The following is a 24189-nucleotide window of genomic DNA, read 5'->3' as shown; positions in this document are numbered from 1 at the left end:
AACTAGTTCCCTTCCTGGGTACCGAGAGTCAGATTCTCGCGAGTGAAGAGCTCCTCATGCACGCGCAGCTCGCCCACCTCAACCGGCTTGCCGTCCACGTAGCCGCCGGTCACCGGGTGAACCACCAGCGCGAGTAGGCGCTCGCATTCTTCAGTGCTCAGGTATCCGCCAGCGACCAGGGCGCGCAAGGCCACGGCGTACATGGCGCGGTGCGAACCGTCGCTCATCTTTACCACCACGGACGCACCCGAACGCAGACCGATGCAGAGCACGCCCTCCGCGCCGCCCTTGACGATCGCGTCCAGTTCTTCGCTGAGCACGGTGTCGGGGGAGCCGGGCGCCTGAATCAGCTCGGGGTAATCCACCATGGCGGTCGCGACCGTGGAGGCGCGCGCATCCGCCCCGAGGTTGCGGATTGCCGCACCCAGGGTCGAGTAGGCGCGTGCGGCACCGGCCAGGGAGACGGCGTGCACGGGTGCGCCGCAGCCGTCAACGCCGATTGCGGCTACGGGCTCGCCGGTGAACGCCTCAATTTCTTCGGTGATGACCTGTTGCAGCGGGTGGGAGGGGTCGAGGTAGTTGTGTAGAGTCCAGTTCTGCGAGCCCTCTTCGAGATCGCCGCGCTCAAGCTTAGCGGTACACGCCCACAGGAAAGCGGCGTGCTTGCCGGAGCAGGGGTGCGCTAGGGCAGTAGCGGCAAGGTTCGCCTGAATCATTGCCTGACGTGCCTGCTTATCGGAGGGGAGTGTGGGCTTGAGCGCCAGGTTCGCCGGGGTGAGCGGGTTGGTTTCGGTGCTGCCCTGGGTGAGTACGTCCTGTACGGCGCGCATCTGCTCGAAGGTGCCACAGTGCGAGCCGCAGGCGATGGCGACCTGGGAGCCGCACAGGGGCGCGCCCGCCTTCATAGATCCGATGGCTTGCAACGGTTTGGCGGCGGAGCGCAGGTAGAAGGGCTCGTGAATATCACCGAGGGCAAGCTGTACATCGCCGTCGGGGCCCAGCAGGATGAGGCGGCCGCGGTGGCGTGCCTCAATGAAGTTGTTGCGGGTGAGTTGCGCGAGTTCTACGTCGAAGGCGCTGCTGGGGTTGGTGGTGTGAGTGGTTGCCTGTGGGGTGGTGCTGTTGGTCATTCTTCTAGTTTAAGGGGTGTATTGTTCTGCCTTATGTACGCGGTTTTACGCGTATAGGGCGGCTCAGAATGGTATCCCCGCAAATATTTCCGTGCAGAACGTTGCTTGTAAGGGTGGGGCGGATTCATCCTTATTTTTGGATGTTTATGTGATATTTTTTGACCGACAGTGAGCTGTATATGTGATACCTCTCATATTAATTGGTGGTAGGGGTTACGTCTTTAGCATGGGGAGGAATAGAATATTCGTGGAGTATACCCGTGAGGTCTGCGCATACCTCTCAAAATGGGAGCGGCCCCTTCCTAGCGCCATGTATCCTAGCGCCACCTATCCTGGAGCCACCTAGAACAGATCCTCCCATCATCTACGTCTCCACTGTTTGCGAGAACGACAGCACCAGATAATACGCACACTAGATCATCAGAAGAAATAGGTAATTTTATGGCAGAGCAGAACAACTCTTCTTCCACCACCCCTAAGAACACCGCAGAAAAAAGCGGCATGAGCGCTGAATCTGAATTTCACGCCAAGTTTTTCCCCATTCTTGCGCGAGTCGCTTCGATTACTGCCGTGCTCATGTATGTCTTCTACTTCCCGCAGATTATCGGTAACCTGAGCGGTCACAAGGGCGACTGGATTCAGCCTCTGGTCGCGGCTATCAACTGCACCCTGTGGGTTCTGTACGGTCTGTGGCGCCCCAAGAAGGACGTCCCGATCATCATCGCGAACCTCCCGGGTATTGTCTTCGGTGGTGTGGCTGCTATTACCGCCCTCATCTAAGGTTTAGCTTGATTCGGTAGCTTCGGTTACCGCGCTGTGCGGCTCTTCTCTAGCGTGCATTCTTGCGAATGTGCCGCTACATGAGAAGGGCCGCATTTTTAGTGTGCTCAGCTCACATTTTTGAGAGGGTACCGGGTACCCTAAATACTATGAAGGTTTTGGTACTGGGCCCCGGCGGCCGCGAACATGCAATTATCCGAGCGCTTCTGCGCGACCCTGAGGTAACTGAGGTGCACAGCGCCCCCGGCAACGCCGGCATTGCCCAGGATGTTCCCGTCCACGCAATTGACGCAAATGATCCCGCTCAGGCAACCGCCCTGGCATGCGAACTGAACGCCGACCTGGTCGTTATTGGCCCGGAGGCGCCCCTGGTCGCCGGTGTTTCTGACGCGCTGCGTGAGGCGGGTTTTGATGTTTTCGGCCCCTCCGCAGCTGCTGCACAGCTGGAGGGTTCTAAGGCTTTCGCTAAGCAGGTCATGGAAGAGGCTTCCGTGCCGACTGCCCGCGCTTACGTGGCAACGAACGCCGCTGAGGCGCAGGCGGCACTGGACGAGTTCGGTGCACCCTATGTGGTGAAGGACGACGGCCTGGCAGCAGGTAAGGGCGTTGTGGTGACCGAGGACCGCACCGCAGCACTGGAGCACGCTCAGGCTTGCTTCAACGCTGGCGGTACCGTGGTCATCGAAGAGTTCCTGGACGGCCCCGAGGTGTCCCTCTTCGTCATCTCTGACGGTAAGAACGTTCTGCCGCTGTCCCCGGCTCAGGACTTCAAGCGCATTTTTGACAACGATGAGGGCCCGAATACCGGCGGTATGGGCGCCTACACCCCGCTTCCCTGGCTGCCCGAGGGCTTCGTGCAGGAGGTCGTGGAGAAGGTTGCCCGCCCGACCGTGGCTCGTATGGCTGAGCGCGGCACCCCGTTCGTGGGTGTGCTCTTCTGCGGCCTGGCTGTGACCAGCCGCGGCGTGCGCGTTATCGAGTTCAACGCCCGCTTTGGCGACCCGGAAACCCAGGCGGTTCTGGCGCGTCTGCGCACCCCGCTGGGTCAGCTGCTGCGTGCGGCTGCTCGCGGTGAAATTTCTGAGGGTACCGAGCTGGATTGGGATCCCCGCACCGCAGTGGACGTGGTCATGGCTGCTGAGAACTACCCGGACACTCCCCGCAAGGGTGACGTCATCTCAGGTCTGGACGAGGCGAACGCTCTGGAGGGCGTGCACGTGATTCACGCGGGTACCGTGGTTTCCGGCGAAGAGATTCACACCGCTGGCGGTCGTGTGCTGGCTGTTGTGGCGCTCGGTGAGAACCTGGGCGCTGCCCGCGCCGCCGCCTACGAGGGTGTTCGCGCTATCTCTTGGGCTGGCGCGCAGTACCGCACCGATATCGCGCTGAAGGCTGTGGAGAATCGCATCCAGATTCCCGCCCCGCGCGGCTAAAACCTAAGGTGACCGGCTTCCCCGCTTGAGGGTGGGGGAGCCGGTCGCTTCTTTGCCACTCGCTTCTTAGCTTTGTGCCGCCTCAGCTTTTCCCGGGTTCATTTCCTCAGCTCGGGGTACTGTCGGCGGCGACCGGGGCAGGTTGGGCTCACAAGATTGTGCCGTATCGGTGACTGATGGCACTATCGGGAGCCGTGCCTGTCGCGGTATTGTAATTACACAGACTTTTTGCATCCACATCACACCACCTCATCAGGAGAAATTCTCATGACTTCTCGTTCTAACCCCGTGGAAATCCCGGGCTGGACTCACATTTATTCCGGTAAGGTCCGCGACCTGTATGTTCCGAATGAGGAACGTTTTGATGCTACCGGCTTGACCGTCAATGATGACGCTGAGCTGCGTGCCGGTTCGGTCATGGTTGTTGCCTCGGACCGTATTAGCGCTTTTGACCGTATTCTGCCCACCGAGATCCCGGATAAGGGCAAGATTCTGACTCAGATGTCCCTGTGGTGGTTTGAGCAGCTCAAGCAGGTTCCGAACCACGTGCTGTCCACTGATGTTCCGGATGTTGTGGCTGGTCGCGCGATGATTTGCCGTTCGCTGAACATGTTCCCGGTGGAGTGCATTGTGCGCGGTTACCTGACTGGTTCGGGCTTGGCGGCGTATAACGAGACCGGTGAGATTGCTGGTGTAAAGTTGCCTGCGGGTCTGGTGGATGGTTCCCGCCTGAACACCCCGATTTTCACTCCGACCGGTAAGGCTGAGGTGGGTGAGCATGATGAGCTGGTGACCCGTGAGGAGCTGTACGCTGAGGTGGGTCAGCCGGTGGGTGAGCGCCTGGAGGAGCTGAGCCTGAGCCTGTACACCACTGCCGAGAAGATTGCTCGCGAGCAGGGCATTATTCTGGCGGATACCAAGATGGAGTTCGGTACCGATTCGTACCGCGGCGAAATCACCCTGGGTGATGAGGTGCTGACCCCGGACTCTTCGCGTTTCTGGGATGCGACCCAGTACGAGCCGGGTCGTGCACAGCCGAGCTTCGATAAGCAGTATGTGCGTGACTGGCTGCGTTCCCCGGAAGCGGGTTGGGACGGTTCGGATAACGTGCCGCACCTGCCTGAGGAGGTTGTGGAGAAGACTCGTGCCCGTTACGTTGAGGCGTATGAGCGTCTGACCGGCACGAAGTTCTAAACTCAATATTTCGGACCGAATAAGTCTTTGAGATAGCTAAAGGGCGGTGCCCCGGAAGGTCATTCTTCCGGGGCACCGCCCTTTAGCTATGTGGGGTTATGAGGTTGAGTGGCACATCCTAGCCGGCGTGAATGTTCTCGTGGCACAAATCCTCGTGCAGAATATCCCGCGCCGGATGCTGCCGCGCCCGCTCTTCCGCAGCACGGTCAGACAGCGAATAAAACCACGTAATGTGCTCGCACACCCGCTCATAGGCCGCCTGCTCATCGTGAGAGGTAATCGCCTCAATAATGCCGTAATGCTGCTGCTGCAACGTGCGCTTGACCGCCTCCCAATCCTTCAAGAAAGGAACTGCCTCCTGCACATAGCTCATCGTCGCCATGTGCAGAGAGTCAATAACCGTATCAAGCACAATATTGCCGCCGAGCTTCGACAGCTCATAGTGAAAACGCGTATCGCAGAAGTGGAAGCGCTCATCGCTGATCTGCTCATCCATCTCTGCCAGATGCACGCGCGCCCGCTCCAGCGCCGCCGCACGCTCCGGAGTGTCCGGCGCGGCAGCTGCCGCACGCGCCGCAGGGCCCTCCAGCAGCAAGCGGGTTGAGACAACGTCCTTCACCGGCAGGCTACGGGTCGCAATGTGCATGCGCAGCGCCCAGCTGAGCGCATCCGACGGCTCAGAAATGATAATCGCGCCCGACTTCGGTCCCGAACCCGTGCTGGAACGAATCAGACCCAGCGCGTTCAGAACCCTCAAACCCTCACGGACCGAGGGGCGGGAGATACCGTGCCGTGCCGCCAGCTCACGCTCGGAGGGGAGCTTATCGCCCACACGCAACTCACCCAGGCGCAGGCGCCGCTCAAAGGTCTCCAGAATGATGCTGTAGCTGCGGTCCGCCAGAATCGGCTGGCGCTCAACCACAGGGGGCGCCTCTGCAGGCTGGGTGTCGTCAAAAGAACGAGGCATACTCTCTCCTGATAACGAGGCGGATAACGAAAAGAAGTCTCGACTCAGCATGTTCTCCCAAACTATTGGGGCAACCTATCGAGTCATAAGGGGCATAAAAAGCGGGGCGGCGATACCGGAAAGGTACGCCGCCCCGCTGTGGCCTCCGGTCAAACCGGGGCGAATGTCCTACTGTTCGTGAAGCGGATGCTTCAGGAACTCTCTAAAACCTGAGCTTCAGATTAGGGAATCATGAAGGACAGCACGTTGGTCTGCAGGAAGACCAGGACGCAGACGAACAGGAGCATAGCGAAGGACCAGGGGAGGACAGCCTTGAGGATGTCGGATTCCTTGCCTTCCATGTCCACGGAGGTAGCAGCAATAGCCAGCGACTGCGGGGAGATCATCTTACCGACCACACCACCGGTGGTGTTAGCAGCCAGCATGAGCTCGGGGGTTGCGCCGTGGATACCTGCGTGCTGCAGGTTCTCAGCAGCAGACACCTGCAGCTTGGAGAACAGTGCGTTCGCGCTGGTGTCCGAACCGGTCACAGCGGTACCGATCCAGCCCAGAGCCGGTGCGAGGAACGCGTAGACGGTGCCCAGGCCTGCCAGGAAGGTACCCATAGCAATGGTCTGACCGGAGAAGTTCATGACGTATGCCAGTGCCAGAACCGAAGCAATGGTCAGGATGGACCAGCGCATGCGGTAGACAACGGAACCGAATTCGGTGAAGATCGCCGGGAACTTGAAGGCGTAGCGGCCCTTCTCGTTGAAGAAGAAGTAGACCACAGCAACAACCAGACCGGAAATGATCAGCAGGGTGCCGGGGTTGGACATCCACGCGAAGTTGTAGACAGCGTCCTTGACGGGCTTGCCGTCAGCGGTGACGAGGCGGGAGCTCAGAGCCTGGATATCAATCTTGATGACGAAGCTCTTCAGCCATGCCTTCAGGCCAGCGTGCAGGTTAGCAACACCGAAGATCGCGACAACGATGACGTAGGGCAGCAGTGCCATCCAGACGCGAACGGCGGGCAGAGCTTCCTTCTCTTCAGCCTGTGCGGGCAGGCCGTAGCGTTCACGAACGCCCTCGACGCCGCGCGGCTTCCAGAACTGCAGGAAGATAACAGCAACACCCATGGAGACGATGCAAGCAACAACGTCGGTCAGGTTGAACGCGGGGGTAGCAGCGGTGACCCACTGGGTAATTGCGAAGGAAACACCGATGATCAGTGCGGGCAGCCAAGCGTCCTTCAGGCCCTTCATACCGTCGAGGATGACGAGCAGGATGAGCGGAACGAGCATTGCCAGGAACGGAGCCTGGTGACCAACGATGGTTGCGATAACGTGTGCGTCCTTGCCGCCGACGTCAGCTGCGGTGGTAATCGGGACAGCAACTGCGCCGAATGCCACGGGTGCGGTGTTAGCGAGCAGAACGGTAATAGCAGCCTTGAGGGGCTTAACGCCCAGGGCGAGAATCATGGTTGCGGTAATTGCAACGGGAGCGCCGAAGCCAGCCAGTGCCTCGAGCAGACCGCCGAAGCAGAATGCGATGAGGATAGCCTGGATGCGCAGGTCGCCGCCGCCGAGGCGGTCGAAGACGCGGCGCAGGTCTTCAAAGCGGCCGGAGAGAACGGTGAGCTGGTAGAACCAGATTGCACCGAGGATAACCCAGCAGATGACCAGGCCGTAGATGCCACCGCGGACGGCGCTCAGACCGGCGAGGTCAGCGGGCATGTGGAAGCCCAGGACTGCTACGAGGATGGATGCTGCCAGTGCCACGAGTGCGGACCAGTGAGCGCGTGCCTTAACGCCCAGTAGCATCACAAAGAAGGTGAGGAGGGGAATGGTTGCCACGAGTGCGCTGAGGCCGAGGCTACCTCCCACTGCATTGGTTACAGCGGTATAAGTTTCCACTGGAACTCCTTTGGTTCAGGGTGTGTCTTGTGTGTGGTCAGACCATAGATAATCCCGCTGGGGAACGGGTCATTGTTTCCCATGCGGGGATGTGGTCAGACCATTGATCGCATGTTTAGAAGAGTACCGGATAATGTGGTGTTTCACCAAAAGTGACCTGACTCATTTTTGTGGAAGGCGACCGGAACCTGGGCTCGCTTCCAGTGAAACTGCCGAAATATTGCGGTTCTGATAGTTAATTCCAGGTTCTGAAACTCGAATATTTTCAGATACATCACGAGTTGGGTGTATGGGTCATTGGTTTACCCAGGGGAGAGTCTTCATTTGGACGCATATACCCGAAAAGAATGTTGTTTTAAAAAGGAAAAGCCCCATAAAACAACCATAAAATCTTCAGAACGGCGGATTTCTAGGGGGTTTATGGTCCACTTCTGTGTGTTTGATAAATGTTCAATCTGCGAAAAGAATATAGGGGTCTTACGGGGGGTGTATGGGAGATGAGGTCACATGTACCGGAAGGTAGGGAAATATACCTTAAGGTCAGGTCGACCTAACCGGTTATTTAACAAGGAAAGTATGTGCTATTCCAACTAGAGAAAAGCCGCCCAACGGTGTTAAATGGCTAGAAAGATAAAAGACATCACCACGGTTTCTGATCCCACCGCATCCCACCTCCACTTGGGGCGCGCACATTAGCCGGAACCATCCGGCCCAGCTTCCCCGACTCAATACATCTGAGTCGCTTCTTTGGAAGACCGAACTTGTTCGGACTGTGCCCCGCCTGCCCCAGACGCAGGCGGTGAGACCGAGAAACTCTGAACACAGAGGAAAGGACGGACAAGTCATGCGCATTGCACTCTTCTCCACGTGCATCGTTGACGGCATGTACCCCCGCGTAGCACGCGCCACCGTCGAAATTCTTGAGCGCCTGGGCCACGAGGTTGTCTTCCCCCCGAACCAGACCTGCTGCTCTCAGATGCACGTCAACTCCGGCTACTTCGATGACGGTTACGAAGTCATCAAGAACCACGTTGAAGCTTTCGACTCCTGGGACTGGGACGTAGCTGTTGCACCCTCCGGCTCCTGCGTTGCTTCCCTGCGTCACCAGCAGGCAATGGTCGCACGTAGCCGCGGCGACGAAGCGCTGGCTCTGAAGGCAGAGCAGATTGCTTCCCGCACCTTCGAGCTTTCCCAGCTGCTAATCGACATCCTGGGCATCACCAACGCTGCCGAGCAGCTCGGCTCCTACTTCCCCGAGCACGTCACCTACCACAGCTCCTGCCACGGTATGCGTATGCTCGGCCTGGGCACCCGCCAGCAGGACCTGGTCCGCACCGTCGAAGGCATCAAGTACACCCAGCTCGAGGGCATGGACCAGTGCTGCGGCTTCGGTGGTACCTTCTCCTTCAAGAACGCTGACGTCTCCGGCGCAATGGTCAACGACAAGGCAGACAACGTTGAAGCAACCGGTGCTTCCGTCTGCACCGGCGGCGACTGCTCCTGCCTGATGAACATCGGCGGTGCGCTGATGCGTCGCGGCTCGGACGTTCAGACCATCCACTTCGCTGAGATCCTCGCATCCACCAAGGAAAACCCGCTCAAGATTAACTCCGAGCGTGTTGAGCTCTCGATCGGCTAAGGAAAGATAAGACCTCATGACCGCTATTCAGCTTGGTATGCCCAAGGTCGTTCACTACGGCGAGGGCAACATTTTCGAAGAAACCCCCTTCCCCAAGTACGCGAAGGAAGAGCTCAAGAACGAGCAGCTACGCGCCAACCTGCGCTTCGTGACCCACGCGATCCGTAACAAGCGCGCACGCGTCACCGCAGAGGTGCCCGACTGGCAGGACCTGCGTAACACCGGTGAGTCCGTCAAGAACTACGTTCTGGCGAACCTGCCCGAGCTGCTCGAACAGTTCGAGCGTAACTTCACCGCCGCAGGCGGCCACGTGCACTGGGCACGCAACGCCACCGAGGCGAACCAGATTGCTCTGGACCTGATTCGCGAGCAGGGCGTGGACGAAATCATCAAGATTAAGTCCATGGCAACCGCAGAGACCGGCCTGAACGAATTCCTCGAGGAAAACGGCATCAACGCTATTGAGACCGACCTCGCGGAAGAAATCGTCCAGCTCGGCCACGACCGCCCCTCCCACATTCTGGTGCCCGCAATTCACCGCAACCGCCGCGAAATCCGCGACATCTTCCTGCGCGAAATTGAGGGTATTAACCCGGACATCACCGATGAGCCGGCAGAACTGGCAGAGGCATCGCGTAACCGTCTGCGTAACAAGTTCCTGAACACCACCGTGGCAGTCTCCGGCACCAACTTCGGTATTGCTGAGACCGGTACCCTGACCATCGTGGAGTCCGAAGGTAACGGCCGTATGTGCCTGACCCTGCCCGACACCCTCATTACCTTCATGGGTATTGAGAAGATTCTGCCCACCTTCCAGGACTACGAGGCATTCCTGCAGCTGCTGCCCCGTTCCTCCACCGGTGAGCGCATGAACCCCTACACCTCCATGTGGACCGGTGTGACCCCCGGTGACGGCCCGCAGAACATGCACGTCATCCTCATCGACAACGGCCGTACCGCCGTTCTGTCCGACGAGCTGGGTCGCCAGGCACTGCGTTGCATCCGCTGCTCCGCTTGCATGAACGTGTGCCCCGTGTACGAGCGCGCAGGCGGTCACGCCTACGGCTCCACCTACCCGGGCCCCATCGGCGCGATTCTGTCCCCGCAGCTCTCCGGTATCGAGGCTGCAGAGAACAACTCCCTGCCGTACGCATCCTCTCTCTGTGGCGCTTGCTACGAAGTTTGCCCCGTGAAGATTAACTTCCCTGAGGTCCTCGTGCATCTGCGCGCTAAGGATGTTGAGTCCCAGCACGCTGTCCGCGAGTTCGAGGGCAACAAGAAGGCTCCCTTCTCGCAGATGGACGGCATGATGCTTGGTGCGAAGAAGCTCTTCACCTCCGGCAAGATGATGTCGATTGCAGAGCGTGGTCTGCCCATGTCCCGCCTTATCAGCGGCCGCAAGCACAAGATCACCGCTGTTCCCGGTATCGTCAGCGGCTGGACCGCTTACCGCGACATCCCCGAGCCCCCCAAGGAATCTTTCCGCAACTGGTGGAAGAAGGAGAAGGGTCAGGCTCCGGCACGCGATAACGCTGAGCGCGTTGACATTCAGGCCCTCATCGAGGCAAACAAGGGTAAGGTCGCTGAGGCGGCAGCAAACGCCAAGGCAGCTATGGACGCCCAGGCAGCCCGTGAAGCTAAGGAGAACAACTAATGTCCTCTGCTAAGGAAGATATCCTCGCACGTATCCGCTCGTCCCTGGCTGACGCACCCGTCGCCCCCGAGCCCGTACGTAACTACCGCCGCGTCAGCGAGCTGAACGAAGAGCAGACCATTGAGATGCTCGTCGACCGCCTCATTGACTACAAGGCAAACGTGTTCCACGCGAACAAGGAGAACATCTCCAAGGTCATCGCAGAGCGACTGGGTGAAAAGTCCACCTACGTGGTTCCCGAGGGCCTGAACATGGAGTGGCTACCGGCTGACACCGCTGACCGCAAGCGCGTCACCGACTCCGGTAGCACCCTCAAACCCGGCTGCCTGAGCCTGAAGGAACTGGACGCAGTTGACGCTGTGGTGACCGGTTCGACCGTCTCCTGCGCAGAGACCGGCACGATCTTCTTGAACACCAACCCCGATGAGGGTCGCCGCGCCATCACCCTGGTGCCCGACCACCACATCTGCGTGGTTCCCCGTTCCACCGTGGTGGAGCTGGTTCCCGAGTCGATCGAGCGTATCACCTACACCCGCCCTGTGACCATGATTTCCGGTCCGTCGGCAACCAGTGATATCGAGCTGATCCGCGTGGAGGGCGTGCACGGCCCCCGTACCCTGGACGTCATCATCTACGACGCTTAAGGTGCAGCGCCAGAAGGCAAACCTCTAAAGAAACCGCCCGAGAGCTAAGGCTCCCGGGCGGTTTCTTTATGCCCTCGCGGCTTCTGCATCTTTCAGAGCTAGAGAGCGGCGGAGAAGATACGCGAACGGTGGCGGGCCCATGTTTCCCGCCACCGTTCTGTGCTTTATATGTTCAGCGCTTTATAGGGTGGTGTATCGACGGTTAGCGTCGTAGCGCCCCGTAAGGGTGCTTAGGCGCGTGCGTCGAAGTGCTGCAGACCGGAGTCCTCGCGGCTACCGCCCTGGCCGTCGCCAACATCATGGTAGTCCTTGATCCACTCGATCTTCTGAACCCACTTGACCATCTTGTAGCCGTGCATGGAGTCCGCACGCAGACGCAGCGGGCCACCGTACACATCCGGCAGGGGCTTGTCGTTCATGCCCCATGCCAGGATGGTCTCATCCTCCATTGCCATGGAGATGTCCAGGCACTCGTAGTAAGGTTCGGTCGGGCGGCCGTCGTAGGTGTGGCCCACGTGGCCGAAGGAGGTCACCATAACGTAGCGAGCCTCGTCGGTCTTCTCGACCAGTGCGAGAACGTCGCGCAGGCGCACGCCCTCCCACTTGGCGATGCCGGTCCAACCCTGCATGCAGGTGTGCATGGTGATGTTGACTTCCTTGCCCAGCTGCTTGAGCTCGTCAATGCTCAGGGACTTGGATTCCTTCACCAGGCCGCCCAGCTCGAGGCGGTAGTCAACGAACTCGTGCTCCTTCAGGCGGTTCCACTCGGTGCTCTCACGCTCTGTCGGCGGGCGAGTGTTAACCCAGTGGAAGGGCGAGATGTCGGCATCGGTGAAGGTCTTCTTCTGCACCTGACGGGAGGTGATACGGTCCAGCAGGACGTTACGAATCGGCTGGGTCAGACCCCAAATGAAGGTCTGGGTGAATCGCAGGTCGCGCAGGGACCAGTACGAAGCGAAAATCCACAGAGCCACAGCGAAGACAATGCCGCCAATGAGCATGGTGACTGCCTGAGCGAACTGTGCTGCGTCGACCTCGTTGTAGGGCTTGTTCAGCATCATGTGGGCGATGTTGTACTGGGGGTGAACCACGAACACCAGCGCCACGTGAATGACGGTGAAGACGCAGTAGAACGCCATGCCCAGGAAGTGGATGGAACGTGCGGTCTGGCGGTTACGGAAGAGGCGCACGTAGCCGGGGAAGCGGCCGCAGAATGCCGGGCTCATAATCGGGCCGGTTGCAATCATCAGCGGTGCCACAATGAACACCACGGTGAAGTACATAATCTGCTGCAGAGCGTCGTACGGCTGGAAATGCTCAATGGAGGGAATCTGGAAGCCAGCGTAAATCTGGATGGATTCCCACGCCTGCGGGATGATGTCCCAGCTGGTCGGGACGATGCGGCGCCACTGGCCGGTCAGGAATAGCAAGGAGACGTAGACGAGACCGTTAGCAATCCAGATAAAAGTAACTAGAGCGTGCCATGCACGGCCGAGACCAATCTGGCCGTTACCGGGTAGGGAGATAAGCGGCGACAGTCGACGCTGGTCGTCGCGGGCAGTGAACTCACCGGGGACAGTCGAAACCTTGTCCTTGGTGAACTTGAGCCACTCGGAACCCGGGGTGCATTGGTTGTTCCAGTACAGACGGGGGTGAGAGGCGAGAACTTCCCAACCTGAACGAATCAGGAAGCCCATCATAATGAAGTTGATGAAGTGCGTAATTCGGAGCCATGACGGGAAGTCTAGCTCTACGCCACCAGTGCTCGCGGTGAGGAGTAGTTGGTGCATGATTTTTCCTTCGGAAATGACTGTGTGTGCAGACAATCGTTAGGATTCAGTGCGAGGCCTTGAGATGTGAGGTTAGAAATAATTACCTTTCTGACCCATATAATCCTCCTCCGTGGTTGGGAGCCGCCGGGGTATCGTCGCGGATACTCCCGAAAGGGGCGCCTCCCGTGTGTGAATGGGGAGGTACACCAGCTCCCGCTGGGGCGGAAGCGGCTCTGTGCATGTATGTTGGTTTATGTGTGTTTTAGGGAAATACCCTGTGTGCTTTCAATTTTATAGGACAAAGTGTCAGTCGCGAAAGCTAAGACACGTCATCTTCTGTAATATTTGCATAAAAAATCCGAATTTAAGGATTTTTTGCCTCCTCCCCCTGATTTATAAGGAGATTCAGATGCAAAAACTCGCCACACCCTACGATGAGGGCGTGGCGAGTTTTGAGCCTATATGTGGGATGCCTTGTGAAATTGAATAGCGTAGCTACCTGTTATTATGTGGTTTTTATTAAGGTAATCCCACATAAGGTTGCTGTGACTGTATGCGGGGTACCTGTCCAAACTAGTTCATTCCATGAAAGATCGAACCACCACATAGCCGCAGCTACTTCTGCGCAGCATCCGTATTCTCTACAGAGCCCCTGCGCTTCTTTGCCGCATCCCGAGACGCAGTACAGGAAGCAACCTCAACCTCGACAGAATCAGATTCAGCCTGAGACTTCAAACGAACCACCGGAATCATACCCGTAGTCAGCTTCGTCTGAGCATTACGCTGAGCCTTCAGAGCATTCATCTGTTCCTTACGGCTCGGCGCCTGCTGAGACGGTCCAGCAGAACCAAACGCCTGACGAATACCCAACGCCCACAGCGGGAACAGTAGAACCGTCAGCGCGCCACCGGCAACCAGCAGCGACGCCGTGGACTCCTCCAGAAGACCCGAACTGGTCGCAACCTCCGTCACCGCCACAATAATCGGCAGACCCGCAGCCGAATACAACGCCAACTGCGCCTTCTGCGCGCGAGTGGTCAACCCCGAACGGGTATCGAAGAAATGCTCCGCCAAAAGCACCGGAACACCACGGCACAGCAGAATACCCACCACCACGGCAAGCAGACCCAAAGGCTTAGCCACCACGGCAGAGACATCAATACCCATACCGCTGACCACAAAGAACAGCGGAATCATGAACGTAAAACCAACCACCTCAAGGCGGCGAGTCATCATGTGCAGAGCCGCCGGAGGGGTCAGGGTACGCAGAATCAGGCCCGCCGCGAACGCGCCCAGCACCGCATCCAAATCGAAGAGTGCGGTGCACATGATCAGGGTCGCCAGCAGGAACATCGCAAGACGCAGAACCGTCTGACCGGTAGTGTTCGCCTCCGCAGCCATAATCTGACGCAGACCCGGCACATGCGCAAACAGGCGGTGCGGAATCAACGCCGTAATCACCGCAACCACCATAAACGCCAGCAGCACCACAAACGCCATACCCGGCGAACGCGACGACAACAACAGCGAAATAGCGAAAATCGGCAGCAGCTCACCCACAGCGCCGTGCACCAGCACCGCATTACCCACCGGCGTACCGGCGGCACCATGAGACTTCAACATCGGCAGCAGCGTACCCAGAGCCGTAGAACTCAGCGCCACACCCACCGCAACATACGTATTCAGCTCACGCGAGAACGACGTAATCACCGCCGCACCCGCCATACCCAAGGCAAAACACACAAACCACGTGGCAATAGCGCTATAACCCTGGCGGCTACGCAGCGAGGACACGTTAATCTCAAAGCCCGCAATCAAAAAGAGCATGCCCAGACCAAGCTCCTTCAGCAGCGGGATGCCGCCCTCACTGCTGGCAAGATTGAACATATTCGGGCCAATGAGCAGACCAAAAATGAGCAGGAAGACCACATCCGGAATCTTCTTACCCGTCACGCGGGAAAGAATCGGGGAAAGCAACGCAACCAACGTAATCCAGAAAATGGACACAAACTGGCCGCTATCGTGGCTCGACCCTTCCGAGAGGGTCGTACCCGAGGCAAGAAGAGCACCAGACGCCCCCAAATCCGTCAAGAAAAGCGGGGAAAAAGTCGAAAACATAAAACCTCAACGTGGTGTGTGCAGGTGGGGCGCGTTTGGGACAGTAAAAGGAGCGAAATCATGCTCCCGCGGGGTTGCTCCACCTTTAAGAACGTACCAATGGTACACACCTAACCTCGTGCAACAACACTTGAACAGCACTCACCAATAGGGCAAGAAGCTCCAGCCAGCAGCCGACAGAGAGGCAGTATGAGAGCAAAACCTCCGCGCCACCACCCGAGCAGACACAGCTTCCACCGTTACACTTAACACCTATGCCAGAGCATCCGACACACACCACCGGATGCGGCAGATACCCTGGCAGGGCACACACCACCGGCAGGGTGCACAGACTCTCAAACACGGCACTACAAGGAGCGAGGACATGGCAGCAGGGCGCACTCAACCCATCCCCACCGTCAGCAGCGGGGCACGCGCCGCCTCCCTCGGAGGAACCCGACGCGACCTCGGGCTCGACCTAGCCCGCGCCTTCGCCGTGCTCAGCCTGCTCATCCCCTTCGGATACTGGCTGCAGCTGATCCCGGTGTCCTGGACGTTCTGGATCCCGCAGACCCTCGTACCCGCTGAACCGCTCTTCGCCGCGATCCTGGGCGCAGCCGCCTGGCGCTACGCACGCACCGCGAACTTCCCACAACTCTTCGCCGGAACCATCGTGCGATTCCTTGCGCTGCTTCTGCTGGGCGTGGCACTCATGCAGGGCATCACCTACCTGCCGCAAGCTGGCGTGACCGTACCGGCGCAGGGCTTCGCATACTCTCTGCCCTTCGACATGCTCGTGCACCTGGCGCTACTGACCCTGCTCACCCTGCTCGTCGTGCACCTGCCCCTGTGGGCAATCGCAGTGCTAGCGGTGGTCACCAGCCCCTTCATCACCTGGACCTACACCCTCCTCATGGACGTAGCCGCTCGGGCCGACCAGTGGACCGCCGTGCAGCTGCCGTTCCTGGCAAGCCACGGCGTCAACCACGCTCAGAGTGCACAGCTCATCTGGGTCCTGTGCCTGGGCATCGTGCTCGTGCGCCTCTACGACAACCTGCAGGCAAAGCTCGCAATCCCCGTAGTACTCGCCGTGCTAGCGCTCGCCGTCTACCGCACCTTCAACCCCTACACCGAGCTCGGCTTCCTCAACAGCCCGCAGGTGCTGCTAACCCTAAACCTCGCGGCAACCCTCTACTTCTGGGCCGAATGCGCGCGCCTGCTCTCCGCACAGGCGGGAATGCTCACCCCCATCGCCCGCCTGGGCCAGATGTCGCTGAGCGCCTCCATTGTGCTGAGCGGAATCATCATCTACGCCGGACCCACCATCAAGGCATTCACCGTCGGCGAGCACTACGTCGCCACCGGAGGCTGGGGCACCGCCGTGTACTGGAGCGCCTTCCTGCTACTCGGCGCTGTTATCGCCCTGGGCTTCTGCACCCTCTGGTCACGCATGGCACGCTCCATTGCCGGACGCGGCCCTCTGGAGGCGATTCTCGCCCTCATCTCCGGGCGCGGCTAAACGGAACTGAGCTCGATACGAAAGCGACCCCCTCGCCCGAGTTCCTGCGCGGGTAGGGGGTCGCCTCTATGTGCTCAACATCTGCAACAGAAATACTGCGGGTACGACAAAGCCCCGGTCCAGAGGACCGGGGCTATCTGTCGGGATGACAGGATTTGAACCTGCGACCTCGTCGTCCCGAACGACGCGCGCTACCAAGCTGCGCCACATCCCGATGTTGACCTATCAGTGAATACCGTAGGCAACTCACCTAGGATAACCCAAAAAAATTCAGAACGCAACACAGCGGCACACCACCGCTCGGAGGAGGGGCAGATAAAGCTTCTAGGCTTCAGTCTCCTGAACCTGATTCAGCTCATCCCAGGAGGCGTACATCGCCGCAAAACGACCGCCGGAGGCAATCAGTTGCTGCGGGGAGCCATCCTCCATTACGGAGCCCTCATGAATCACCAGCACACGATCAGCACCCAGAACCGTCGAGAGGCGATGCGCAATCACCAGCGCCGTACGCCCCGCCAAAATAGTTCGCAGCGCCGCCTGCACCGCACGCTCACTCGGAATGTCCAGCGAAGCCGTCGCCTCATCCAGAATTAGCACCCGCGGATTCGCCAAGAACACACGAGCAAAGGACACCAGCTGACGCTGACCCGCCGACAGGGTAATACCGCCACGGCCCAGCTGTGACTCGTAGCCGTCACGCAGACGCTCAATGAACGCGTCAGCACCCACCGCCTTCGCGGCAGCCTTCACCTGCTCATCGGACGCCTGTGGGTTACCCATGCGGATATTCTCCAGAATCGACGCGGAGAACAGGAACACCTCCTGGGTCAGCATGAGCACCTCACGGCGCAGCTGAGCATCTGCCAGCTGGCGAACATCCACGCCGTCAATACGCACCTGACCGGCTGAAACATCGTAGAAACGAGCCACCAGCTTAGCGATCGTCGACTTACCGGCACCCGTAGCACCCACCAGCGCCACGGTCGTACCCGGCTCAATGCGCAGGCTCGTCTCCTTCAGCGCGTGACGATCCGAGGTGTACCCAAAGACCGCCGAATCCAGCTCCACCAGAGCGCCCTGAACCGTGCCGGACGCGCCCTCAGTAACGCCAGTAGCAGATTCAGCTACAGACTCTACAGCCCGCTCATGCGGATGCTCCGGCTCAGCAACCTCCGGCTCCTCAGCCAAGAACGACGACAGCTTCTCCAGCGCTGACATCGCCGACTGGAACATGTTGTAGAACTCAGAGAGCTGCATGACCGGCTCAAACACACGGTTCGCGTAAATCACCAGCGCCAGCAGGGTACCGATCTGCATGGTGCCGCCCAGCACCGCATAACCACCCAGCACCAGCGCACCGGCAATAAACACATTGCCCAAAAGCATCAGCACGGGCGAATAGATGCCGAAAATCTTAATGGAATCCATCACCGCAAGGCGGTAACGCTCCGACGCCTGAGCGTACTCAGAACGCATCTGCGCCTCCGCACCAAACGCCTTCACCGCGCGGATACCCGTAAAAGTCTCCACAAAACGGCTCGTCAAATGCGCAGACTCGGTACGCATCGTACGGAAAACCGGCACCGCCGTCTTCTGGAACCAGCGCGTCAAGAAGTAAATCGGCACGCCCATGACCAGCATGAACAGGCCAATACGCCAATCCAGAAGGAAAATAGCGACCGCAGAAATCACCATGGACAGCAAAGTAATCGCCAACTGGCTGATGCCGCTGTCCAAGAAGCTGCGGATCGTATCAATATCGCTAGTCAGACGCGAAATGACCTTGCCCGAGGTGTACCGCTCATGGAACGACACGCTCAGCGACTGCGCGTGACGGAACACCCGCTTACGCAGGTACACCACCACGCCCAGCGACACGCGCACCGTGTACGCCACGTTGACCCATGAGAAGATCGCGGTCACCGCGGTAGCCACCACAAAGAACACCAGCAGGGTCAACAGGGGAGAGGCATCACCCTGCCTGAGCGGCTCAATGGAACTATCCAGGACGCGGGCAATCAGAATCGGCGCAACCGCTGAGGAACCCGACACCAAAAGCACCGAAATAATCGACAGAGCCAACGCCCCACGGTGCGGGCGCAACATCTGGCGCAGCAGAGCCATCGAGCGTTCACGGGTCTCCGCGCGCTCTTGCGGGCTCATCTGATCCCGCGGCTCCGCCGGACGATGATGGGCCATTAGCCCTCCTCCATCGTCATCAGCTGACGGTACTGCTCCGAAGAGTCCATCAGCTCAGCGTGAGTGCCCTCGGCGACCACAGCACCATCAACCATCAGCAGCACACGGTCCGCCAGAGCCACCGTGGAGGGGCGGTGCGCCGTCAGCAGGGTCGTGGCGCCGCCCAGGCCCTCCAAGCCTTCACGCAGACCGGTAATAATACGCTCCTCGGTGTTCACATCCAGCGCCGAGAACGGGTCATCCAGCAGCAGCACGGAGGGGCGCTTCGCCAAAGCGCGCGCCAACGACAGACGCTGACGCTGGCCACCTGAAAGGCTCAGACCCTCCTCACCGATAATCGTGTCCAGCCCCTGCGGCAGCTCCGCCACGAAATCGCAGGCAGCCAGCTGCAACGCGGTGTTCAGGGTCGCCTCCAGCTCTTCCTGGCTCGGGTAGTCCTCATCCTCGGTGCCGCGCTCGTACTGCTCGGCAACGCCCATCAGCACATTCTCACGGACCGTGCCGGAGAAGAGCACCGCCTCCTCAAAGACGAACGCGGTCTGGGCGCGCACCTCCTCAATAGACATGTCGGCGGTATCACGGGTGCCGAAACGCAGGGAACCGGAGGTCGGCTCGTAGAAACGCGGAACCAGCGAGAGCGCGGTGGACTTGCCGCTACCGGTTGCGCCCACCAGCGCCAGAATCTCGCCAGGGAAGACCTTGAAGTTTACGTCCTTCAGCACGGAAACCTCGGGTGCCTTCGTCTCAGAAGCAACTTCAGAATTCGCCTCAGTGGTAGCCTCCGCCGGCGCCTTGATAGCGTCGTAGCTGAACTGAACGTGATCGAAAGTGACAGATACTGCGCCACCGCTGGGGTGCATAGTTTCCTTCCCGGAGCCGCCCTCGGCAGATACTCCAGCTACTGTTGACGAATCAGAAGCACCCTGCGGATGCTCGGGCCCAGACACAGCCGCGGAGCCACGAACCAGCGGCACCGCCTCAAAGCCGGGCTCGTCCATGACCTCGTTGTGGCGTTCCAACGCCACCTTATAGCTCAAATAGGCAGACATCAGCGCGGTCGAGCGCGTCACGTGGCTGAGCACGGTCGTCTGCACCGCAAAGTAGGCGGTCATCGCACCCAGGCTCAAGGTGCCTGCCGCAACCTGCGAAGCGCCCACAGCCAGCGCCACCGCCGTAGAGACACCCACGATCAGGCCCTGGTACAGGGCAACACGAGCCACCAGCATCGACCTGCCGTACTCGCGCACCTGCAGGGCGTCCACCGACTCGGAATATTCCTGAATCTGCTCGGGGGAGCGGCCCAGCGCCTTAATCACGCGGATGCCGCGCACCGACTCCTCAATACGGGTGGAGAGGTCGCCCGTCATCTGCTGAATCTCATGTGAAGCGCGGTAGTACTTGCGGGTGAAGTTCACCAGCGACAGCACCAGAATAGGCACGGTCACCACGAACACCAGCGCCAGAGACGGCGAAGAACGCAGCATGAAGAAGCCACCGACCAGGAACATCACCGCAACAGTCAGCATCTGAACGATACCGAAAGACAACCAACGGCGAATCGTCCCCAGATCGCTCATGGAGCGGGTCAGCAACTGACCGGAGGGCCAACGATCCAGCAGAGAAAGCGGGGCGCTGAGCAGGCGGTCAAAGAAATTCATGCGCATGGACAGCTCAATCGTGGAGGTCGGGTCCACAATCAGCCAGCGCCTCCAATACATGAAGGAGGCATGCGCAATACCCAGCAGAAGCACCAGGCCGCCGGCAATCCAGATGGCGCTCTCGGTGGTGCTCTGCGAGAGATGATCCACAATAATCTGCAGTACCTGCGGGATGGAAATCTCAAGGGCACCGGCACCGAACGCCACGAGCAGACCCACGCCCCAGCGCACACGAATCGGACGCGCATACGCGGCGAGGGTGTGCGGGGCACGCTGACCGTGCGCGTAGTCGATCGGGGCGGGGGTCGGTTCGCTCGCCGTCTCCAAGAAGGGGTTACGGCGGCGCTTAGTCGTGCGTGCTGTAGAAGCCTCAGACATTAGCGGCGGCCACCTTTCGAAGCGTCGGCCTCACCCTTATCGCGAGCCGTGAGGGTCACCAGGATTGCCTCCGGCGGGCAGAACAGACGGACCGGCGCAAAACGAGAGGTGCCCAAACCGGCAGAAACCTGAACCGGAATACCGGACTGCTCACTGACACCCTTCGCACGCGAAGGCGGCAAATCGCAATTGCTGACCAGGGCGTGACCGCCGGGTAGGCAGACCTGACCGCCGTGCGTATGACCGGCAAAAATAGCCTGCGCACCGTCCTGCACGAAGCGGTGCAGGGTACGCATATAGGGGGCGTGCGCCACGCCGATACGGACGCTCGGCTCCTCACCCTCATCGAAGGCACCGGGGGCGAACCCGGGGTGCTCATCGTAACGCAGGTGCGGGTCATCCACGCCGGAGAATTCCAGACGCAGACCCTTAAGGTTCAGCGTATCGTAGCGGTTGACCAGGCCCGTCCAGCCGCGCGACTCGAAGGCGTCGTGCATCCGCTCAATGGGCAGGGCTACGCGCGAGCCTTCCTCAATCATCTGCGGGGTGCGCGGCTGCCACAGGTAACGTGCCGGGTTCTTGAAAACCGGCGCGAAATAGCAATTCGAGCCGGGCACAAACACGCCGGGGAAGTCCATGAGCGGGTCGAGTGCCTCCAGCAGTGGGCCCATACCGTCCACGTGGGAGAGGTTATCACCCGTGTTCATCACCAAATCCGGCTCCAGGGCAGCCAGCGAGTGCATGAAGTCAATCTTCTTCTGCTGGCCCGGAATCATGTGCATATCCGAAATATGCAGAATCCTAAAGTCAGGGCTACCGGCGGGCAACACCGGCAGGGACTCGGTGCGGAGCTGAAAATTGTTCAGCTCAATAAAGTGCCCATACGCCGCCGTGGCGGCCCCCAAGGCTGCAGTGGCGGCTACCGCCCCCGCTACCTTCTTCAGGAGCGGGGAGGAGCCGCGTGCGCCGGGGACCGCCACGGGGACGCGGGCGTTGACTGCGTTTTCACACATTATCAATCGCCTTTCAGGCTTCAGCTGATGAGCTGTGATTCTAGCTGTACGACAGAATCTTATCGCTGGGGGTGGTGAAGTCCTTCGTGTTGTACTTCGGTGCGATCGTCTTCATGAACGACTGCCACTGTGCACCCGCATAGGTTGCACCATCGACGTACTCGAGGACTCGACCGTTAATACCCACACCGTTCAGGGAGCGGAAGCCGAGGTTGTTAGAACCAACCCAAGACGCGGTGGACAGGCCACGAGTGTAGCCAACCTGCCAGGTCTGGGAGGAGTTATCGTTCGTACCGGTCTTCGCAGCCGAACCGTTCGGAAGACCAATACCGCGCTGAGAAGCGGAACCGCCAGGCTGGATAACGCCCTTCAGAACCCAGCTGACACCGTTCGCGATGTCCGGATCCAGGACCTGCTCGCACTGGTTCTGGTATTCCTTCATGGTTTCACCGTTGGTCTTGGTGATCTTCTCAATCGGGCGCGGGGTGCAGTACTTACCCTCAGAAGCGAAGATAGCGTACATGGATGCGCTGGTCAGCGGGGAGATACCGTACTTGGTACCACCAATGTTGGTACCCAGGTCGGGGATGCTGTGCAGCGGTTCGCCGGTACCGTCCAGGGCGTGCATCTTGATGGACAGGTCGTGCACATCGCACAGGTCAATCTGGGAGAGCATGCCGTACAGGTACGAGTTCAACGACTGGCGAATACCGTACGCAGCGGTACCGTAGGTCAGACCGCCGTTGACTGCGTTCTTATAGGACCAGCCGTTCGGCTGACCGGTGTAGTAGTACTTACCGCCGTCGTAGCACTTGGCGTTCCAACCGAAGCTGGTGGGCCAGAACAGCTGGGTACCGTTCACGGTAGCGTTAGCGCCGCGGCCGCTGATGAGCCACTGAGCCAGAATAATCGGTTTGAACGTCGAACCGGGCTGGAAGCCGCGGGTACCACCGTAGGCGCTATCAACGTTGTAGTTGTACTCGGTCTTGGAGTGGTCGTTTGCGTCTGCGGGGCTACCGAGCTCGGTGTTCTGTGCCATCGCGATGACGCGACCGGTACCGGGCTCAACACTGGTCAGGGCGGAGTTCACGTCGTTCCAGTTGGTTGCTGCGGGCTGGGTGGAGTCAACTGCCTGCTTAGCCGCGGTCTGAGCCTCGGGGTTGAGGGTGGTCACGATCTTCAGGCCGCCACGCTTGATAGCGGTGTTACGCAGCTCAGCGGTTGCGCCGAGGGACTCATCCTGCAGCAGGTAGTTGACCACATAACGGCAGAAGAACGCCTTGTCGCCTGCCAGGGAGCAACCCTGGGACTTGGTGTGGACGTTGAGCTTAATGTCGCTGGCGATGGCGTCGCTGTATTCCTTGTCGGAAATCTTGCCGTCGCGGAGCATGGTGCCCAGAACGATGTCGCGGCGTTCACGGGCGAGTTCGGGGTTCACGGTCGGGTCGTACACGTTCGGTGCCTGCACCAGACCGGCAAGAAGGGCGGACTGTGCCACGTTCAGGTCCTTAGCGGAAATACCCCAGTAGTACTGTGCAGCAGCCTCAACACCGTAGTTCGAACCACCAAGGTTCACGATGTTCAGGTAGCCTTCAAGGATTTCGTCCTTGGACTTGTTCTGCTCCATAGAAATCGCAAGCTTCATCTCGCGAATCTTTGCGGCGTAGGTCTTGTTACCGTTCAGGGTTGCGGTAGCGTCCTCACCACGAGCCACAGCGGAGTCAACAATGAGGTTGTTAACGTACTGCTGGGTCAGGGTGGATGCACCCTGACGGCGGCCGCTGTTGGAGTTAATGATGTTGTTCAGGAACGCACGACCGATACCGATAGCGGAGACAGCACCGTGATTGTAGAAGTCACGGTCCTCCACCGAGACGATAGCGTTCTTCATGTGCTGAGAAATCTGATCCAGCTTGACCGGTTCACGGTTCTCTTCGAAGAAGGTCGCGATTTCGGTCTTGCCGTCAGCAGCGTAAATAGTAGAAGGACGGGAGGAGATGCCATCGGCAATGTCGTCAGGAAGGTCCTGGAACCATGACATCGACGCGTTCGTGACCATACCCAAGCTCACGGCAGGGGGTACGACAATAATTGCCGCAAGGAAACCGGCAATCACGCTGAACGCGAGGAACTGCAAAAAATCTCCCGGGCGGCGACGCGCACGGGTTTTCTTAGATGAAGCCATTCATTCAGTTTATCCCATGAAGCTGTGAGAGG

Annotated in this window: 16 protein-coding genes and 1 tRNA gene; 7 read left to right on the top strand and 10 right to left on the bottom strand. The window is 59.4% G+C overall.

From position 1 onward, the window contains the following. Nucleotides 1-2: 2 nt before the first annotated feature. Nucleotides 3-1130 (bottom strand): asparaginase, encoded by a 1128-nt coding sequence (locus tag HMPREF2528_RS05185; RefSeq protein WP_070542916.1) that lies wholly within the window; start codon nucleotides 1128-1130, stop codon nucleotides 3-5. A gap of 441 nt (nucleotides 1131-1571) precedes the next feature. On the opposite strand from HMPREF2528_RS05185, the gene HMPREF2528_RS09250 reads away from it, so the two are divergent. From HMPREF2528_RS09250 to HMPREF2528_RS05170, 3 genes are all read left to right on the top strand, one after another. Further along, nucleotides 1572-1910: a SemiSWEET family transporter gene (locus HMPREF2528_RS09250; RefSeq protein WP_083297876.1), complete on the top strand. Its 339-nt coding sequence runs from the start codon at nucleotides 1572-1574 to the stop codon at nucleotides 1908-1910. Between the two features lie 149 nt (nucleotides 1911-2059). Beyond that, on the top strand, nucleotides 2060-3343 hold the full coding sequence (gene purD / locus HMPREF2528_RS05175) for a phosphoribosylamine--glycine ligase (protein WP_070542912.1): 1284 nt from the start codon (nucleotides 2060-2062) through the stop codon (nucleotides 3341-3343). A 267-nt stretch (nucleotides 3344-3610) separates the two neighbouring features. Continuing rightward, the gene (locus HMPREF2528_RS05170) at nucleotides 3611-4537 is read left to right on the top strand and encodes a phosphoribosylaminoimidazolesuccinocarboxamide synthase (RefSeq protein ID WP_070542908.1); all 927 of its coding nucleotides are present in this window, start codon (nucleotides 3611-3613) and stop codon (nucleotides 4535-4537) included. A 118-nt stretch (nucleotides 4538-4655) separates the two neighbouring features. Here HMPREF2528_RS05170 and HMPREF2528_RS05165 read toward each other — a convergent pair whose 3' ends face one another. Further along, nucleotides 4656-5504 (bottom strand): FadR/GntR family transcriptional regulator, encoded by an 849-nt coding sequence (locus tag HMPREF2528_RS05165; protein ID WP_070542905.1) that lies wholly within the window; start codon nucleotides 5502-5504, stop codon nucleotides 4656-4658. A gap of 221 nt (nucleotides 5505-5725) precedes the next feature. Next, nucleotides 5726-7399: an L-lactate permease gene (locus tag HMPREF2528_RS05160; protein WP_070542902.1), complete on the bottom strand. Its 1674-nt coding sequence runs from the start codon at nucleotides 7397-7399 to the stop codon at nucleotides 5726-5728. 844 nt (nucleotides 7400-8243) lie between these two features. On the opposite strand from HMPREF2528_RS05160, the gene HMPREF2528_RS05155 reads away from it, so the two are divergent. The 3 genes from HMPREF2528_RS05155 to HMPREF2528_RS05145 are packed head-to-tail and all read left to right on the top strand — an operon-like array spanning nucleotide 8244 to nucleotide 11336. Continuing rightward, a complete protein-coding gene (locus HMPREF2528_RS05155; protein ID WP_005504630.1) occupies nucleotides 8244-9038 on the top strand; it encodes a (Fe-S)-binding protein in 795 nt (264 codons plus the stop codon). 16 nt (nucleotides 9039-9054) lie between these two features. Next, nucleotides 9055-10692, top strand: coding sequence for a LutB/LldF family L-lactate oxidation iron-sulfur protein (locus HMPREF2528_RS05150; protein ID WP_049353896.1), 1638 nt, complete (start codon nucleotides 9055-9057; stop codon nucleotides 10690-10692). Next, entirely contained in the window at nucleotides 10692-11336 is a 645-nt protein-coding gene (locus tag HMPREF2528_RS05145; RefSeq protein WP_012902909.1) for a LutC/YkgG family protein, read from the top strand. The genes HMPREF2528_RS05150 and HMPREF2528_RS05145 overlap by 1 nt, the downstream gene beginning before the upstream one ends. 230 nt (nucleotides 11337-11566) lie before the next feature. Here the strand turns inward: HMPREF2528_RS05145 and HMPREF2528_RS05140 are convergent, their stop codons facing one another. Together HMPREF2528_RS05140 and HMPREF2528_RS05135 are read right to left on the bottom strand one after the other, a co-directional pair. Further along, nucleotides 11567-13126 (bottom strand): molybdopterin-dependent oxidoreductase, encoded by a 1560-nt coding sequence (locus HMPREF2528_RS05140; RefSeq protein ID WP_070542899.1) that lies wholly within the window; start codon nucleotides 13124-13126, stop codon nucleotides 11567-11569. Nucleotides 13127-13723: 597 nt separating this feature from the next. Beyond that, complete coding sequence (locus tag HMPREF2528_RS05135; protein WP_070542896.1) at nucleotides 13724-15226, bottom strand: cation:proton antiporter; 1503 nt, start codon at nucleotides 15224-15226, stop codon at nucleotides 13724-13726. Nucleotides 15227-15590: 364 nt separating this feature from the next. On the opposite strand from HMPREF2528_RS05135, the gene HMPREF2528_RS05130 reads away from it, so the two are divergent. Then, nucleotides 15591-16724, top strand: a complete 1134-nt coding sequence (locus HMPREF2528_RS05130; protein ID WP_070542893.1) for a hypothetical protein — start codon at nucleotides 15591-15593, stop codon at nucleotides 16722-16724. A 140-nt stretch (nucleotides 16725-16864) separates the two neighbouring features. On the opposite strand, the gene HMPREF2528_RS05125 is transcribed toward HMPREF2528_RS05130, so the two are convergent. From HMPREF2528_RS05125 to HMPREF2528_RS05105, 5 genes are all read right to left on the bottom strand, one after another. Further along, nucleotides 16865-16938, bottom strand: a tRNA-Pro gene (locus HMPREF2528_RS05125). A gap of 110 nt (nucleotides 16939-17048) precedes the next feature. Further along, the gene (locus HMPREF2528_RS05120) at nucleotides 17049-18923 is read right to left on the bottom strand and encodes an ABC transporter ATP-binding protein (RefSeq protein ID WP_070542890.1); all 1875 of its coding nucleotides are present in this window, start codon (nucleotides 18921-18923) and stop codon (nucleotides 17049-17051) included. Continuing rightward, a complete protein-coding gene (locus HMPREF2528_RS05115; protein WP_070542886.1) occupies nucleotides 18923-20959 on the bottom strand; it encodes an ABC transporter ATP-binding protein in 2037 nt (678 codons plus the stop codon). The genes HMPREF2528_RS05120 and HMPREF2528_RS05115 overlap by 1 nt, the downstream gene beginning before the upstream one ends. Next, nucleotides 20959-21972: a metallophosphoesterase gene (locus HMPREF2528_RS05110; RefSeq protein ID WP_070542883.1), complete on the bottom strand. Its 1014-nt coding sequence runs from the start codon at nucleotides 21970-21972 to the stop codon at nucleotides 20959-20961. Before HMPREF2528_RS05110 ends, HMPREF2528_RS05115 begins: the two co-directional genes overlap by 1 nt. Nucleotides 21973-22012: 40 nt before the next feature. Then, nucleotides 22013-24157: a transglycosylase domain-containing protein gene (locus HMPREF2528_RS05105; protein WP_070542879.1), complete on the bottom strand. Its 2145-nt coding sequence runs from the start codon at nucleotides 24155-24157 to the stop codon at nucleotides 22013-22015. Nucleotides 24158-24189: the final 32 nt, after the last annotated feature.

It is taken from the genome of Rothia sp. HMSC078H08, from assembly GCF_001808955.1.
Classification (GTDB): domain Bacteria; phylum Actinomycetota; class Actinomycetes; order Actinomycetales; family Micrococcaceae; genus Rothia.
The sequence above is the reverse complement of the archived record's forward strand: the minus strand, read 5'-3'. Positions and strand labels throughout refer to the sequence as shown.

Excerpts from the sequence above, each read along its gene's own strand:
- purD (WP_070542912.1), top strand. The coding sequence starts at position 2,060 with ATGAAGGTTTTGGTACTGGGCCCCGGCGGCCGCGAACATGCAATTATC.
- HMPREF2528_RS09250 (WP_083297876.1), top strand. The coding sequence starts at position 1,572 with ATGGCAGAGCAGAACAACTCTTCTTCCACCACCCCTAAGAACACCGCA.
- HMPREF2528_RS05115 (WP_070542886.1), bottom strand. The coding sequence starts at position 20,959 with ATGTCTGAGGCTTCTACAGCACGCACGACTAAGCGCCGCCGTAACCCC.
- HMPREF2528_RS05165 (WP_070542905.1), bottom strand. The coding sequence starts at position 5,504 with ATGCCTCGTTCTTTTGACGACACCCAGCCTGCAGAGGCGCCCCCTGTG.
- HMPREF2528_RS05140 (WP_070542899.1), bottom strand. The coding sequence starts at position 13,126 with ATGCACCAACTACTCCTCACCGCGAGCACTGGTGGCGTAGAGCTAGAC.
- HMPREF2528_RS05185 (WP_070542916.1), bottom strand. The coding sequence starts at position 1,130 with ATGACCAACAGCACCACCCCACAGGCAACCACTCACACCACCAACCCC.
- HMPREF2528_RS05145 (WP_012902909.1), top strand. The coding sequence starts at position 10,692 with ATGTCCTCTGCTAAGGAAGATATCCTCGCACGTATCCGCTCGTCCCTG.
- HMPREF2528_RS05135 (WP_070542896.1), bottom strand. The coding sequence starts at position 15,226 with ATGTTTTCGACTTTTTCCCCGCTTTTCTTGACGGATTTGGGGGCGTCT.
- HMPREF2528_RS05170 (WP_070542908.1), top strand. The coding sequence starts at position 3,611 with ATGACTTCTCGTTCTAACCCCGTGGAAATCCCGGGCTGGACTCACATT.
- HMPREF2528_RS05110 (WP_070542883.1), bottom strand. The coding sequence starts at position 21,972 with ATGTGTGAAAACGCAGTCAACGCCCGCGTCCCCGTGGCGGTCCCCGGC.
- HMPREF2528_RS05150 (WP_049353896.1), top strand. The coding sequence starts at position 9,055 with ATGACCGCTATTCAGCTTGGTATGCCCAAGGTCGTTCACTACGGCGAG.
- HMPREF2528_RS05155 (WP_005504630.1), top strand. The coding sequence starts at position 8,244 with ATGCGCATTGCACTCTTCTCCACGTGCATCGTTGACGGCATGTACCCC.
- HMPREF2528_RS05130 (WP_070542893.1), top strand. The coding sequence starts at position 15,591 with ATGGCAGCAGGGCGCACTCAACCCATCCCCACCGTCAGCAGCGGGGCA.
- HMPREF2528_RS05120 (WP_070542890.1), bottom strand. The coding sequence starts at position 18,923 with ATGGCCCATCATCGTCCGGCGGAGCCGCGGGATCAGATGAGCCCGCAA.
- HMPREF2528_RS05105 (WP_070542879.1), bottom strand. The coding sequence starts at position 24,157 with ATGGCTTCATCTAAGAAAACCCGTGCGCGTCGCCGCCCGGGAGATTTT.